General features: G+C 60.2%; 13 protein-coding genes. 5 read left to right on the top strand and 8 right to left on the bottom strand.

Features of this window, described 5'->3' with window-relative positions; translation table 11 throughout:
- Positions 1 to 153: 153 nt before the first annotated feature.
- The 8 genes from CI807_RS22520 to arnC are packed head-to-tail and all read right to left on the bottom strand — an operon-like array spanning position 154 to position 9,468.
- Positions 154 to 1,776 carry a glycosyltransferase family 39 protein gene (locus tag CI807_RS22520; RefSeq protein ID WP_095016289.1) on the bottom strand — a complete coding sequence of 541 codons (1,623 nt, stop codon included), beginning with the start codon at positions 1,774 to 1,776 and terminating at the stop codon, positions 154 to 156.
- Positions 1,777 to 1,779: 3 nt separating this feature from the next.
- Positions 1,780 to 3,159 carry a UDP-glucose/GDP-mannose dehydrogenase family protein gene (locus CI807_RS22515; RefSeq protein WP_095016288.1) on the bottom strand — a complete coding sequence of 460 codons (1,380 nt, stop codon included), beginning with the start codon at positions 3,157 to 3,159 and terminating at the stop codon, positions 1,780 to 1,782.
- Positions 3,156 to 3,569 carry a 4-amino-4-deoxy-L-arabinose-phosphoundecaprenol flippase subunit ArnF gene (gene arnF / locus CI807_RS22510; protein WP_095016287.1) on the bottom strand — a complete coding sequence of 138 codons (414 nt, stop codon included), beginning with the start codon at positions 3,567 to 3,569 and terminating at the stop codon, positions 3,156 to 3,158. Before arnF ends, CI807_RS22515 begins: the two co-directional genes overlap by 4 nt.
- Positions 3,566 to 3,913 carry a 4-amino-4-deoxy-L-arabinose-phosphoundecaprenol flippase subunit ArnE gene (gene arnE, locus CI807_RS22505; RefSeq protein ID WP_028616171.1) on the bottom strand — a complete coding sequence of 116 codons (348 nt, stop codon included), beginning with the start codon at positions 3,911 to 3,913 and terminating at the stop codon, positions 3,566 to 3,568. Before arnE ends, arnF begins: the two co-directional genes overlap by 4 nt.
- Entirely contained in the window at positions 3,910 to 5,565 is a 1,656-nt protein-coding gene (gene arnT / locus CI807_RS22500; protein ID WP_095016286.1) for a lipid IV(A) 4-amino-4-deoxy-L-arabinosyltransferase, read from the bottom strand. The genes arnE and arnT overlap by 4 nt, the downstream gene beginning before the upstream one ends.
- Positions 5,562 to 6,446 carry a 4-deoxy-4-formamido-L-arabinose-phosphoundecaprenol deformylase gene (gene arnD, locus CI807_RS22495; RefSeq protein ID WP_095016285.1) on the bottom strand — a complete coding sequence of 295 codons (885 nt, stop codon included), beginning with the start codon at positions 6,444 to 6,446 and terminating at the stop codon, positions 5,562 to 5,564. Before arnD ends, arnT begins: the two co-directional genes overlap by 4 nt.
- Positions 6,446 to 8,437, bottom strand: coding sequence for a bifunctional UDP-4-amino-4-deoxy-L-arabinose formyltransferase/UDP-glucuronic acid oxidase ArnA (gene arnA / locus CI807_RS22490; RefSeq protein ID WP_095016284.1), 1,992 nt, complete (start codon positions 8,435 to 8,437; stop codon positions 6,446 to 6,448). The genes arnD and arnA overlap by 1 nt, the downstream gene beginning before the upstream one ends.
- Positions 8,434 to 9,468, bottom strand: coding sequence for an undecaprenyl-phosphate 4-deoxy-4-formamido-L-arabinose transferase (gene arnC, locus CI807_RS22485; RefSeq protein WP_095016283.1), 1,035 nt, complete (start codon positions 9,466 to 9,468; stop codon positions 8,434 to 8,436). The genes arnA and arnC overlap by 4 nt, the downstream gene beginning before the upstream one ends.
- A gap of 412 nt (positions 9,469 to 9,880) precedes the next feature.
- On the opposite strand from arnC, the gene CI807_RS22480 reads away from it, so the two are divergent.
- From CI807_RS22480 to CI807_RS22460, 5 genes are all read left to right on the top strand, one after another.
- Entirely contained in the window at positions 9,881 to 10,693 is an 813-nt protein-coding gene (locus tag CI807_RS22480; RefSeq protein ID WP_095016282.1) for a M949_RS01915 family surface polysaccharide biosynthesis protein, read from the top strand.
- Between the two features lie 108 nt (positions 10,694 to 10,801).
- Positions 10,802 to 11,716, top strand: a complete 915-nt coding sequence (gene xerC / locus CI807_RS22475) for a tyrosine recombinase XerC (protein WP_095016281.1) — start codon at positions 10,802 to 10,804, stop codon at positions 11,714 to 11,716.
- 45 nt (positions 11,717 to 11,761) lie between these two features.
- The gene (locus CI807_RS22470) at positions 11,762 to 12,349 is read left to right on the top strand and encodes a hypothetical protein (protein ID WP_095016280.1); all 588 of its coding nucleotides are present in this window, start codon (positions 11,762 to 11,764) and stop codon (positions 12,347 to 12,349) included.
- A gap of 144 nt (positions 12,350 to 12,493) precedes the next feature.
- Positions 12,494 to 13,249, top strand: a complete 756-nt coding sequence (locus tag CI807_RS22465) for a GntR family transcriptional regulator (RefSeq protein WP_095016279.1) — start codon at positions 12,494 to 12,496, stop codon at positions 13,247 to 13,249.
- Positions 13,246 to 14,976, top strand: coding sequence for a fumarate reductase/succinate dehydrogenase flavoprotein subunit (locus CI807_RS22460; RefSeq protein WP_095016278.1), 1,731 nt, complete (start codon positions 13,246 to 13,248; stop codon positions 14,974 to 14,976). Before CI807_RS22465 ends, CI807_RS22460 begins: the two co-directional genes overlap by 4 nt.
- The last annotated feature ends 25 nt before the right edge of the window (positions 14,977 to 15,001 follow it).

The raw sequence follows: 15,001 nt of genomic DNA, 5'->3' as shown, positions 1-15,001 counted from the left end.
GCGGGCAAAAAAAAGGCTTGTCTGGTTGCCCGGAAAAGCCCTTTGAAAGTTCCAACATTTGGGGGAAGGAACGCCTGCAGTGTGCCGCGCCCGAGAACAGGGCGCAAATGCATATTAATGAGGTTTGAGTGCAAAAAAAATGAAGTTGAGCGATCAGGGTTGTGGGCTTTTTTCCAAGTGCAGCAGCACATAAGGGTTGCGATCAAACTCGCCGGCCAGGGTCGGGGTGATGGAACGCAAGCGTGGGTCCGTCAAGCCTTCATAGTCCGCCTCGCTCATCACCAGCCACGCGGGCCCTTGGAGGGGTTTGAGATCTCCCGCATGCTGGGTGAACAACGGCACCTGGTCGCAATTGAGGTTGACCATGTACTTGATGGCCTTGGCGTCTTTGCCCAAGCCGTGCAACACCACCGGCGCCTTTTGCTGCATCACTTGCTCATGCACTTGCAGGGTAAAAGTACGGGTGTCGTAGACACTGCGCTCCAGCGGCTCGACCACCATGATGTAGGTGGCCCATACCGCCAGTACCGCGGCAAACGCCGGCCCGACCGCACGCAGTTGCGTCTTGAACAGCGCCAGCAGTGCCACGACTTGCAGCCCCCCGAGCACAGCGAACACCCAGCCCAGATGGCTCAATTGCTCCGGATAGCGTGGCCGTGCGAACAGCAAACCGGCGATCAACAGGGTCGGTAGAAGGGTCCAGATGCCCAGCATCAACCCACGCAGCCCGGCAAACAGCCGACCGTGCGCCACTTGGAACGGATACGCCGCAATGATCGCCGCCATGGGCAACATCGGCAGTATATAGCGCGCCTTTTTGGCTTGAGGGATCGACAGGCCCAGCATCACCAGCAAACCTGCGGCGGCGCAGTACCATACCAGCTGCAACGCCGGCCCCGGCGCCCGGCGCCCGCTGATCAGCATCGCCAGCAGCACCAACACGGCCATCGGATACGCCAGGGCATAGTTGCCCAGGGAACTGGTGAAGTAATACAGCACGCCGCTGGAACCTTCGCTGCCGTCCATGCGCCCGAGGAACTGCATGCGGATCACGTCCTGCATGAAGGTCTCGCCACCGCTCAGCTTGGCCATCAACAACAGCAAGCCGACACAGGCCACCAGTAACGCCAGCGCGAGCAAGCCGAAGCTGAACAGTTGCCGCCATTGACGGTTGATCAGGTAATAGCTGCACAACACGCCAGTGGGAATGACCAGGCCAATCGGCCCACGCACGGCAAAGCCGACGATCAGTAGCAGGTACAGCCAATGCAGGCGTTTGCCGGCGCCGAAGTGGTCATGGGCATACCCCAGATAGAACACCGCCAGGGCGATCGCGGCCAACATCTGGTCGAGAGACACCGCGCGGGTTTCGCTGATGAAGGTGCTGCTCAGCAACAGAATCGCAATGCTCAGCAGGCCCCAACGTTGCGAGTAGGGCGCCGTCAGGCGATACACCAAGGTGACGATCACCGCCGAGGCCATCGCCGTGGGCAACCAGGCCGTGAGGCTGGTGACTTGGCCTAACGGCAAGGACAACAGCCACGTCAGCAGTGTTGAAGTCGCCAGGTAATCCGCATAAGGCTGACCGTAGGTGGTCGGGAAGAACCCGGGACCATGGCGCAGCATCTCCTGGGCGAACAGCACGAAGCGGGAATCGAAACCGATAATCGCCTGATGCCAGTTGCCGGCGATGAACAGCAACAACGCCAACAATCCCAAACCGAGGGATTGGTGGCGGATCGTTGGGCTTAACAGGGGCGGTTGAGCTTTGTTCACGTCTCAGGCTTCCACGACCTGCGGCAACCATTGTTGCTGCGGAATCGGCAACTGGCAGGAGTCGCCACGGCCGATCGGGTAGTACTGGAAGCCTTTGCGCGCCAGGCGCTCGCCGTCATAGAGGTTGCGGCCGTCGAAGATCACCGGGGTTTTCAGGCGTTGGTGGATCAGGTCGAAGTCCGGCGCCTTGAACTGCTGCCATTCGGTGCAGACGATCAGCGCATCGGCGCCGCCCAGGGTGGATTCCGGGGTGCCCATCAGCATCAGGCGTGGATCATCGCCGTAGATGCGCTGGGTTTCCTGCATGGCTTCGGGGTCGAACGCGCGCACGTTGGCGCCGGCGGCCCACAAGGCTTCCATCAGCACACGGCTGGGCGCATCACGCATGTCATCGGTGTTCGGCTTGAACGCCAGGCCCCACAGGGCAAAGGTTTTGCCGCGCAGGTTGCCCTTGAAGAACGCATTGATGCGCTCGAACAGCTTGCTCTTCTGGCGCTGGTTGATGGCTTCCACCGCTTCCAACAGGTCGCTGGAACAATTGGCCTGCTTGGCGCTGTGGATCAGGGCGCGCATATCCTTGGGGAAGCACGAACCGCCATAACCGCAGCCGGGGTAGATAAAGTGGTAGCCGATGCGCGAGTCGGCGCCGATGCCAAGACGCACGGCTTCGATATCCGCGCCCAGGTGTTCGGCCAGTTCGGCGATCTGGTTGATGAAGCTGATCTTGGTCGCCAGCATGCAGTTGGCAGCGTATTTGGTCAGCTCGGCGCTGCGCAGGTCCATGAAAATGATGCGGTCATGGTTGCGGTTGAACGGGGCGTACAGGTCGCGCATCACCTCGCGCACTTCTTCGCGCTCACAGCCGATGATAATGCGGTCAGGGCGGCGGCAGTCGGCCACGGCCGAGCCTTCCTTGAGGAATTCCGGGTTGGAGACGATATCGAACTCCAGATGCCGCCCCGCCAAATGCAGGGCTTTTTCGATATGCGCGCGCAGAGTGTCGCCGGTACCGACAGGTACGGTGGATTTTTCCACCAGGATCACCGGCTCCTTGCGATGACGAGCGACCGCATCGCCCACCGACAGCACGTACTTCAGGTCAGCCGAGCCGTCTTCGTCCGACGGCGTGCCCACGGCGATAAACAGCACTTCGCCGTGTTCGACCGCGAGCTTCTCATCATAAGTAAAGTGCAGTCGCCCGCTTTCCAGGTTTTCCTTGACCATCGCCGCCAGCCCCGGCTCGAAGATCGTCACATGGCCTTTCTGCAAAGATTCGACCTTGTTTTTGTCAACGTCCATGCAGATGACATCGTGACCGACTTCGGCCAATACGGTGGCCTGCACCAGACCGACGTAACCACTACCAAATACACTGATTTTCATGGGGCATTCCTGGGACTTGTGGTGCTAGCACGACGAGAGTTGATAACCAGTACACCGAGGATGACCAAGGCCACCCCCAGGGTTTTTGAAACGGAAAAATCTTCGTTGAACACCGGCAGGCTGGCCGCCAGCAGGTACACCAGCGCGTAGCTGATGCTCAACAGTGAGTAGGCACGGCCCAGCGGCAGGTGCTTGAGCGCACCCAACCAGCAGAGCATCGACAGCGCGTAGGCCAGGATCGCCAGGCTCACCACGCCAAGGGCGCCGAGATCAATGCTGTTGTTGTTGAAAGCACTCAGCCATTCACTGGGCAGCGGCAAGCGCGTCATGCTCCAGCGCATGCCCAACTGGGCAGCACTGACCAGGCCGACACTGCCCAGGGCCAGGGCAAACCCTTGAACCCGGCTCATACGTGGCGCCCCAACAACACGACACCACCGATCACCAGCGCCACGCCCAGCCAATGACGGCTGTCGATGGGCTCATGAAAGACAAACCGCGCCACCAGCGTGACCAGCACGAAGTTCAGGCTGAGCATGGGGTAGGCAATGCCCACTTCCAGGCGCTGCAACACCAGCAGCCACACCAGCAGGCCGAGGCCCAGGCACATCAGCGCCGACCACAACCACGGTGAACGCAGTTTCAGCGCCCAGCCTTCGGGCAGGTCGCGCCAACTTTCCACGGCAAATTTCTGCGACACCTGGCCCATGCAGGTCAGCAGGCAGGCAGCCAATAACAGCAGCAGGGTGATCAAGGCGTCACCTGCGGGAAGATCAGGATCACGATATTGCCTTGCTCATAGCGCTTGCCGTCATTGGGCAGCAGCGCCACTTCAGCGATTTCGTCGTCACCTTTGACACGCATCACCACGCCGACCGGGCCTTTTTTACGCGCCTCGCTCATCCACTGCTGGACTTGGGTGGTGTCAATCTTGTGATGCGTGGCATCCGGGTAGGCCAGGCCGTATTTGACCTCGCCAACGGTGTTGTAAAGCGTCACGTCCGGGCGTGCCAGGCGCCACGACAAGGCAGATGCTGCGCCGAGATCGTTACTCAGCAGGGCCGTGGCCGGTTGCAGTTCCTGCAGGTGATCGATGATGAATTGGTCAGGCGTCTTGTTGTAGACCACCGAATGCGGCAAGGCGGCTGGCAACAAGGCCACCATCAGCCAACTGCCGAATACCGGCGCGGCCCACAGGCGTAGAGGTCGCGCGGCTTGCAACAGGTTGACCAGGATCCAGGCAAACAGGAAGGTGAACACCAGCACCAGGCTGAGGGTTTCCTGGCCGTGCTCGTACACCGGCTTTTTCAGTTGGAACCAGCTCAGCGCCAGCAGCACCACTATGCCAATGATCAGGTTCAGCCAGCCATTGATACGCAATGCCCGATAACGGCCCTGCGCCAATTTGTCGGCCAGGGTATTGCCCATCAACAAGGCCAATGGCAGCAGGCACGGCACGATATAGGAGGGCAACTTGCCCTTGGCCAGACTGAAGAACGCCAGGGGCATCAGCAGCCACAGCAACACAAAGCCGATTTTTGCGCTGCGCTTGTCCTGCCAAGCCTGTTTGAGCGTGGACGGCAACAACGCCACCCACGGCAGACAGAACGCAATCAGCAGCGGCAAGTAATACCAGAACGGCTCCGCGTGCTGGGCATCGTCGCCGGCAAAGCGCTGGATATGCTCGTGCCAGAAGAAGAAGTGCCAGTAGTCGGGCTCTTGCAGGTGCACGGCCAGCGCCCACGGCAGGCTGACGACAATCGCAACAACCACGGCGACCAGGCCATAACCCAGCAGCTCACGGAAACGCTTTTGCCAGAGGGCATAGGGCAGCGCGATCAACACGGGGAGCAGCCACGCCAGGAAACCCTTGGTCATAAAGCCCATGCCGCAGGCAAACCCCAACAGGGCCCAGGCGCCGAATCGCCCATTGCGGGTGGTGCTGTCGAAGCAAAACCACAAGGCCACGCCGGTCAGATTCACCCAGAAGGTGAACTGCGGATCGAGGTTGGCATAACCGCCCAAGGCCGCCACACTGACAAAACTCATGTACAGCACGGTGCTGATCAGGCTTTTTTGCGGGTCATTCCACAGCCGGCGTGACACCAGGTACACCAACACAATGCTCAAGCCAGTGCTCAAGGCCGACGCAAAGCGCACGCCGAACAGGTTCTGCCCGAAGATTGCCTGGCCCAGCGCGATCATCCAGTAGCCCGCTGCCGGTTTCTCGAAGTAGCGAATGCCCATGAAGTGCGGCGACGCCCACTTGCCGGTCAGCAGCATTTCCTGACTGATCTGTGCATAACGGGTTTCGTCCGGAATCCACAGGCCGTGGGTTGCCAGTGGCAGCAGGTAAAACACGCCAAACGCCAACAGGAGCAGGGGCAGGGCCCAACGGCGGATCATGCCTGCTGCACTCCGAGCCAACCCTCGCGCCCGGGCAAGGCGCCGCGCACCAGTTGCTGCTGGGGCAGGGTGGTCAGGTCCGCGGGCAGCAAATCGCCCAGCGGTTTGAAGTCGATGCCGCGCTGCCCTGCCTGGGCGAGCAACTGGCGGAAATCATTGGCCATCAGAATCCCTTCTACTTCAGCGTGGATCGTATAGACGTTGAGCTTCGACGCGGCAAAGCGGTCGAGGATGAACGTATTGAAGTCTTTGGCAGCCACCACTGGCCCGACGACTTCGTCGAAGGTCGGCAGGTCCACCGGAATTTGTGGGGTGCCCGCGCTGCCATCGGCCAAGGTTGGACGAAACAGGCTGGTGCCCCGGCAATCACTGTTGTAGCGGAAATTGAAGCCTTGCTTGGCTTGCACCACGCGCTCGTCGGCACGCCAACCGGCAGCAGCCGAACAGTCGATGCGCTCGCCGAGAATGTCATTCAGGGTGTCGACGCCACGGCGGATCTGTTCGACCAGCTGTGCCTCGCTCCAGCGGCCGGTGTTGGCCTGCCAGCCGTGGTGGTCCCACGCGTGCAGGCCCACCTCATGCCCGGCGGCCTTGGCCTGGCGCATCAAATGCCCCAGGTCACGACCGATCGGCTTGCCCGGCCAGGCGGTGCCGGCCAGCAAGATATCCAGGCCATACAGCCCGACGGCGTTGGAACGCAGCATCTTCCACAGGAACTGCGGGCGGATGAGACGCCACAAGTGGCGCCCCATGTTGTCCGGCCCGACACTGAAGAAGAACGTCGCTTTCACCCCCGCTTCATCCAGGGATTCGAGCAACCGTGGCACACCTTCACGAGTGCCACGGTAGGTGTCGACGTCGATTCGCAAGCCTGCCTGCATTACTTTTTGTCCGCTATTTCGAGCATGGCTTCACGCAGGAAGAAATCCAGCGTGTTGCCGATGGTTTCGCTCATTTCCACGGTCGGCTCCCAGTTCAGCAGGCGCTTGGCGTTTTCGATGCTTGGCTTGCGGTGGGCCACGTCCTGGTAACCGGTGCCGTAGAACGCCTTGCTCTCGACGTCGCGGAAACCGGCGAACGGCGGGAAGTTGTCACGCAGCGGGTGCGCTTCGAACTGACGCAGCAGCTCTTCACCCAATTGACGGATGCTGGCTTCGTTTTCCGGGTTGCCGATGTTGATGATCTGGCCGTTGCACGCGTCATTGTCGTTATCAATGATGCGCGCCAGGGCTTCGATACCGTCGGCGATGTCGGTGAAACAACGCTTCTGCTCACCACCGTCGAACAGACGGATCGGCGTGCCTTCCACCAGGTTCAGGATCAACTGGGTGATGGCGCGGGAGCTGCCGATACGCGCCGAGTCCAGGCGGTCGAGGCGCGGGCCCATCCAGTTGAACGGACGGAACAGCGTGAAGTTCAGGCCTTTGGCGCCGTAGGCCCAGATCACGCGGTCCAGCAGTTGCTTGGAGACCGAGTAGATCCAGCGTTGCTTGTTGACCGGGCCGACCACCAGGTTGGAGGTGTCTTCGTCGAAGTACTGGTCCTGGCACATGCCATAGACTTCGGAGGTCGACGGGAAGATCACGCGCTTGTTGTACTTGACGCAGTAGCGCACCAGCTTGAGGTTTTCTTCGAAGTCCAGCTCGAACACGCGCAGCGGGTTGCGGGTGTATTCGATCGGCGTGGCGATGGCCACCAGCGGCAAGACCACGTCGCATTTCTTGATGTGGTACTCGATCCACTCGGTGTGGATGCTGATGTCGCCTTCCACGTAATGGAAGTTCGGGTGGCTGCGCAGGCGTTCGATGGCATCGGAGCCGATGTCCAGGCCATAGACTTCGTAGCGGTCGTCACGCAGCAGGCGCTCGGACAGGTGGTTACCGATAAAACCGTTCACACCCAGGATCAGTACGCGGGTACGACGTGGCTTGCGGCCGGACTCGGCACCGCGCAGCACGGAACCGTCGACCAGGCCCAATTCGTTGGCCAGGGAAGGACCGGCCAGATACAGACCGTTGTCGTTGCGCTGACCGAACTTGACCACCAGGGAGTCTGCACCGCAGGCAATGCGCAGCGGGTTGACGCTGATCACACGGCCCGGCGCCAGGCCTTCGTTGCCCTTGACCACTTCGGCTTGCCACACGATCAGCTTGTGCTCGCCCACGGCGCAGAAGGCACCCGGGTACGGCTGGGTGACGGCGCGGACCAGATTGAACAGTTCTTCAGCCGGTTTTTTCCACTCCAGCTTGCCATCGGCGGCCGTGCGGCGACCGAAGTAAGTGGCCTGGCTTTCGTCCTGGGCGGTTTCAGCCAGTTTGCCTTGGGCCAGTTGCGGCAGGGCGTCGCGCAGCAGGTTACTGGCGGCGTCGCGCAGTTTGGCGTGCAGGGTCAGGCCGGTGTCGTTGCGCTCGATGATGACTTTCTGCTGGGCCAGGATCGCGCCGGCATCGGCACGCTTGACCATGCGGTGCAGGGTCACGCCGGTTTCGGTTTCACCGTTGACCAGCACCCAGTTGGCCGGGGCGCGGCCACGGTATTTGGGCAGCAGCGAGCCATGCAGGTTGAACGCGCCTTTGCGCGCAGTGGCCAACAGGGGCTCGCTCAGCAGGTTGCGGTAGTAGAACGAGAAAATGTAGTCCGGGTTCAGCTTGGCGATGCGCTCGATCCACAGCGGGTGGTTGGCGTCTTCCGGCGCGTGCACCGGGATACCGTTGCGCGCACACAGTTGGGCAACGGAACCGTAGAAGTTGTTTTCCTTCGGGTCGTCGGCATGGGTGAACACAGCGGCAATTTCGTAACCGGTGTTGAGCAGCGCCTCAATGCCTGCACAACCAATGTCGTGGTACGCGAATACAACAGCTTTTGAACTCATGATTGGACCTGATCAGCAGAAGTAGTAGAGGTATGGGAAGACACCAGGCCGTCGACGACGACCACGGGAGCCGGTGCTGCCGGTTGGTTGCGCAGCACTTTTTCGATAAAGAAGCGTGGGCGGGCGCGCACATCGCTGTACATGCGGCCCAGGTATTCACCCAAGAGGCCCATGCCGATGAATTGGCCGCCAGTGAACACAAACAGCACCGCGAACAGCACGAACAAACCGTCGCCGGCCCAGTCGGCACCAAAGGCCAGGCGCATGACGATCAACGCCAGGGCAAACAGAATGCCCAGGGCCGCCAGGCTGAAGCCGACGATGGAGAGCAGGCGCAGCGGGGTGGTGGTCATGCACGTCAGCAGGTCGAACATCAGGCTGATCAGGCGCATGGCGCTGTATTTGGATTCGCCGTGTTCACGTTCGGCGTGGTGCACCAGGATCTCGGTGGTGTGGCGGGCAAAGCCGTTGGCGAGGATCGGGATAAAGGTGCTGCGCTCGCGGCAGGCCAGCATTGCGTCGACGATAGTGCGGCGATAGGCACGCAGCATGCAGCCGTAGTCGGTCATGGCGACGCCAGTGGAGCGCTGCACGGCCAGGTTGATCAGGCGCGAAGGCCAGCGGCGGAAGGCCGAGTCCTGCCGATTGTTGCGCACGGTGGCCACCACGTCGTAGCCGAGGGCGGCTTGTTCCACCAGGCGCGGGATTTCTTCGGGCGGGTTTTGCAGGTCAGCGTCGAGGGTGATCACCACTTCGCCCCGGCACTGCTCGAAACCGGCCATGATCGCTGCATGCTGGCCATAGTTGCGGTTGAGGATCACCGCGACCACGTTGCTGCCGTCTTCAGCGGCGGCGTCTTCCAGCAGTTGGGCCGAATTGTCGCGACTACCGTCATCCACCAGGATGATTTCGTATTCGTAGGCCAGTTGCTTGCAGGCTGCAGTGGTGCGACGCAGCAATTCAGGCAGGCTCTCTTGTTCGTTGTAGACCGGGATAACGATCGACACGCAATGAATAGGGTAGGGTTTCAAAGATTCATGACCTCGGGGTTAGAGCAACTTGGCGCGTGAAAACAGCAGCAATCATTAGGCGAAAGTCCAGGCCGCAGGCTAAAAAACGGAACCAAAGGTGAAGCGTAATCAAGAGGTTAGACGATATAGTGCGGTTTGCTATGAAGTGCTGTGTTCAAGATTAAGCGTAAAAATGTGGAACAGATATGAAAGGCAGATGAAAAACTCGTTTATTTGACAGGTAGACAGCTAGGGTTCAGCTAAGCAACTAACGGCCTCCCGGCTTTAGTTGGTGGGCGAAATAGGAACTGTTTGTAGGGCGTTTGGTTCAACTTGCCTGCCTACGTTCCAACCTCGAATTTTAGTGAAGAATCTTCTCTGCAATGCGCCCCAAGTGCCGGTAAAGTAAGCCGTCTCTTGCCAGGGTGATCGGATGAATAGCGTGCAGCTTTTACGTGGCCAGTTGCGGCCAGTGTTGATGGGGTTGTTGATGAGCGTGGCGTGTGTCACCACCGTGCAAGCCGATGACGGGGTGGCGCTCACGAGCATCGACCAGGTGCCAGACGGCGTCGAAGTGCGCGGCAAGCAGATCGCCGCTTACACCTGGGATGACAAGCAAGGCAAGAACCTGCTGGTGCTCGCCGAGCAGGTCAGCGAGCGTGACGACGACGGCACTCAATCTGCATTTGTGTACGCGGCCCAGTACCTGATCGATGGCAACCGCCCCAAACGCGTGTGGATGCTCTACGACGATGTACAGCACTGCGAATTCGACGCCTCGTTGCGCTTCGACCGCGCTGCGACCAAGGTCACCGACCTGACCGGCGATGGCATCACCCAGGCCACGGTGGGCTATTCGCGCACCTGCACCAGTGATGTCAGCCCCAATGAATTCAAGCTGATCATGCATGTCGGCAAGTCGCAGAAGTACCGTTTGCGCGGCGTCGACCGGGTCGGTGCAGCCTGGTGGGACGAAGAGGCCGGCGCCTTGCGCGGCATGCCGTTGCCCAAGGACTGCAGCGTGGCCGGACAGCAGGCGTTGGTCAGCCAGTACAAGGAGCAGGGCACCGAGTTGCCGTTGCCCGGTTGCTACGGCGATGAGAAGGACTTTGCCAAAGCGCCCGAGGCTTACCTGGCGTTCATGCGCCAGCATTGGTTCGCGCTGATGCAGAAGCAGGACAGCGACTGGAGCCAGGCCCAGGTCCAGCCGCAGGACGCTACCGAAGATGACGACACGGCCCCGTGATTTTGTGCCAGGGCCGGTCCTGAGTTAGACTCGGCCTTCGCCAATTCACTAAATACCTCGATTAATCAAAGGTTTGTTCGAGGTATTTAAGCCAAAGGCTGACATACCTTGACTGAGTCTATCCGCAACCCGCTGACCCTTTACCTCACCCGCCTGGCGCCCTCCAGCCAACTGACCATGCGCTACGTGCTGCAAGACGCGGCCGACCGCCTGGGCTTCGAGGACATCAACCTCGAAGACATCGACTGGCACCTGCTGCAACCCGAACACGTGATTGCCCTGGTCGCCGCCTTGCGTGAGGACGGCTATGCGCCGAACACCTCATCACTGTACGTCAACGCGGTACGTGGGGTGATGAACGAGGCCTGGCGCCTGAACCTGATCAGCCAGGAACACCTGTTGCGCATGCGTACTGTCAAGGCCGCACCGGGAACGCGCCTGAGCCAGGGCCGCAACCTGCGGCGCAGTTTGATTCGCGAAATGATGGAAGTCTGCGCCGCCGACCCTCGCCCGCAAGGTCTGCGGGATGCGGCGGTGATTGGCATTCTTTACGGTTCCGGCATGCGCAAGTCGGAGTCGGTCAACCTCGACCTGGCCCAGATCAATTTCGAAGAACGTAGCTTGCGAGTGATCGGCAAGGGCAACAAGGAGTTGATCAAGTACGCGCCGGATTGGGCATTCGCCAAGTTGCAGGCGTGGCTGGCGTTTCGCCGCGAACAGCTCAAGGAAGGCGAGCAGGACGACAGTTTCCTGTTCAACCGCATCCGCCGTGGCAGCCACATCACCCGCGAACGCATCACCAAGCATGCGATCTACTACATCGCCCGCCAGCGCGGTGAACAGGTAGGGGTAAAGATCATGCCCCATGACTTCCGCCGCTCGTTCATTACACGGGTGATCGAGGAGCATGACCTGTCGATTGCACAGAAGCTGGCACACCACACCAATATCCAGACCACCGCCAGCTATGACGTTCGTGACGACAATGAGCGGCGGCGTGCCGTGGATCGTTTTGATTTGTGATTTTTCGGCTCCAGGGCCTCACTTGACTAAGGAAGATGTAACGACATGACGTTTGTGGAATTTTGGTGGTCAACCGCAGTAGCGTTGGCTGTTTGGGCCGTGCTGACGGCCTGTATCTGTAAACGCGTTCGAAGCGGTCACGTGTGGAAGGGCTCCACTGCGGCACGACAAAATATCCTTTTGGGTCTGTTGCTGGTCTTGCTGTCGGCGGTTCCACCGGCATTTTTGTTGGATAAGCTCGACGATTTCAAGGCCACTCAAGATGCTGAGTCCCGAGACGCGCAAACCGAGAGTGATCAAACCAACGCGGATACTGACAGCAAACGATGCAAGCGGGCCCTCTCAGAGGGTAAACAATGTGGTGAGCCCAAACCGGGACCGGACATATCCTCGTTCAGTAAGCCTCTGTATCGAACGCTGGATAAATTCGTCGATGTCATTGGCCTCGTACTCGGCTTGTTGGGTGGCGCGTTGGGGGTCAATATTTTATCCGATGGTTTGCTCAGGAAAGACGCTCCGCCGATGCGCCTCGTCCGTCGGGAGATCAAGACGACGCGAACTTTCGGTTTCAGCAATTGGCAGATCAAGCAGGTCACCACCAGGACCTGCATACGTTCAAGCGAAAACGTTTAACCCTGCTCCAATGCTCACGAAAGCGGGCAGCGATACCGCCTTCCTGGAAGAAACCGGCCTTAAGCTTATGCCTAATCGGTATTTCCAAAGGCGGGCTTAGACTTCTTAAGATCACGTCATAACTCGTTATGACAAGTGATCTTGATGAACGATTCCAGCCTTTCCCCCCTGTCCAGCATCCCCTTGCATGCGCAACTGCGTGACCTGTTGCGCAGCCGCATTCTCGATGGTGAATACGCGCCCAACACCCAGATGCCTTCCGAAAGCGAGCTGGGTGCGCGCTTCAAGGTCAGCCGCATTACCGTGCGCCAGGCCCTGGGCGATCTGCAGAAAGAAGGGCTGATCTACAAGATCCATGGCAAGGGCACCTTCGTGTCCAAACCCAAGGCCTACCAGAACGTCAGTACCTTGCAGGGCTTGGCCGAATCCATGACCGAACGCGGCTACGAAGTGATCAACCGCTTGCGCAGCTTCCGCTTCGTGCCGGCCGACAAGCAGGTGGCCGAGCGCCTGGGCGTGGAGGAGGGCACGGTCGTTGCGCAGATCAAGCGCGTGCGCCTGATCAACCGGGAACCGGTGTCGCTGGAATTCACCTACCTGCCGCAACCCCTCGGCGAGCGCCTGGAAAAAGCCGACCTGGTCACCCGCGATATCTTCCTGATCCTGGAAAACGACTGCGGCCTGCAACTGGGGCATGCGGATGTGGCCATCGACGCCGTGCTGGCCGACAGCGACCTGACCCAGGCGCTGAATGTAGAGCCAGGCTCGCCGATCATGCATATCGAGCGCCTGACCCATACCGCCGACGGCCAGCCCGTTGACTTTGAACACCTGTATTACCGTGGCGACGCCTTCCAGTATCGCCTGCGCATCGACCGTGAACGAGGAAGCCGCCCGTGAGCCGCACAACCCTGGAGCTGGAATACGACATCGTGGTGATCGGCGGCGGTACGGCCGGGCCGATGGCGGCGATCAAGGCCAAAGAAGCCAACCCGGCGCTGCGTGTGTTGCTGGTGGACAAGGCCAATGTGAAGCGCAGCGGCGCGATCAGCATGGGCATGGACGGGCTGAACAACGCGATCATCCCCGGCCACTCAACGCCGGAGCAGTACACCAAGGAAATCACCATCGCCAATGACGGCATCGTCAATCAGGCGGCGGTGTACGCCTACGCTACCCACAGTTTCGAGACCATCGAGCAACTGGACCGCTGGGGCGTCAAGTTCGAAAAGGACGAGACCGGCGACTACGCCGTGAAAAAGGTCCATCACATGGGCGCCTATGTGCTGCCGATGCCCGAGGGGCATGACATCAAGAAGGTGCTGTATCGCCAGCTCAAGCGTGCGCGAGTGACCATCACTAACCGCTTGGTGTGTACACGTTTGCTGACCGACAGCGAAGGGGCAGTCAACGGCGTGATGGGCTTCGATTGCCGCACCGCTGACTTCCAGGTGATCAAGGCCAAGGCCGTGATTCTGTGCTGCGGGGCGGCGGGCCGATTGGGCTTGCCGTCGTCGGGCTACCTGATGGGCACTTATGAAAACCCCACCAATGCTGGCGACGGCTACGCGATGGCTTATCACGCGGGGGCCGAACTGGCGAACCTGGAGTGCTTCCAGATCAACCCGTTGATCAAGGACTACAACGGCCCGGCCTGCGCCTACGTCACCGGTCCGCTGGGCGGCTATACCGCAAATAACAAGGGCGAGCGCTTTATTGAGTGCGACTACTGGAGCGGCCAGATGATGTGGGAGTTCCACCAGGAGCTCGAAAGCGGCAATGGCCCGGTGTTCCTCAAGCTCGACCACCTGGCCGAGGAAACCATCCAGAACATCGAGACCATCCTGCACAGCAATGAACGGCCGAGCCGTGGCCAGTTTCATGCCAATCGCGGCACCGATTACCGCAGCGACATGGTGGAAATGCACATCTCCGAAATCGGTTTTTGCAGCGGGCATTCGGCCTCCGGCGTGTGGGTGAACGAGCGCGCGGAGACGTCGGTGAAGGGCCTGTATTCGGCCGGGGACATGGCGGCGGTGCCGCATAACTATATGTTGGGCGCCTTTACCTACGGCTGGTTCGCGGGTACCAACGCCGCCCAGTATGTGCTGGAAAAAGACTTCAGCGCGGTGAATGCCGAGCAGGTCGCCGCCGAACAGGCCCGTGTCTACGCGCCGCTGGACCGTGAAACCGGCCTGCCACCGGCCCAGGTCGAATACAAGCTGCGCCGCTTCGTCAACGATTACCTGCAACCGCCCAAGGTCACCCGCAAGATGGAGATCGGCTTGCAGCGCTTCAGTGATATCGAGCGCGACCTCGACCAGATGAAAGCCCATAACCCCCACGAACTGATGCGCGCCATGGAAACCAGCGTGATCCGCGACTGTGCCGAGATGGCCGCCCGCGCCTCGTTGTACCGTGCCGAAAGCCGCTGGGGCCTGTACCACTACCGCGTCGATCACCCGCTACGCAATGACACGGATTGGTTCTGCCATTGCCACCTGAAAAAGGGCGATGACGGGCAGATGGTCAGCTTCAAGAAACCCGTTGAGCCCTATGTGATCCCGCTGGACGCCGAAGAAATGCAAGCCTACGACCGCCTGCGTGTTGGGGCTGATGCTGCTTGACCCTATAGAGAGCGCAAAAGCGCCC

The organism is Pseudomonas sp. NS1(2017), assembly GCF_002269425.1.
Classification (GTDB): domain Bacteria; phylum Pseudomonadota; class Gammaproteobacteria; order Pseudomonadales; family Pseudomonadaceae; genus Aquipseudomonas; species Aquipseudomonas reactans.
The sequence above is the reverse complement of the archived record's forward strand: the minus strand, read 5'-3'. Positions and strand labels throughout refer to the sequence as shown.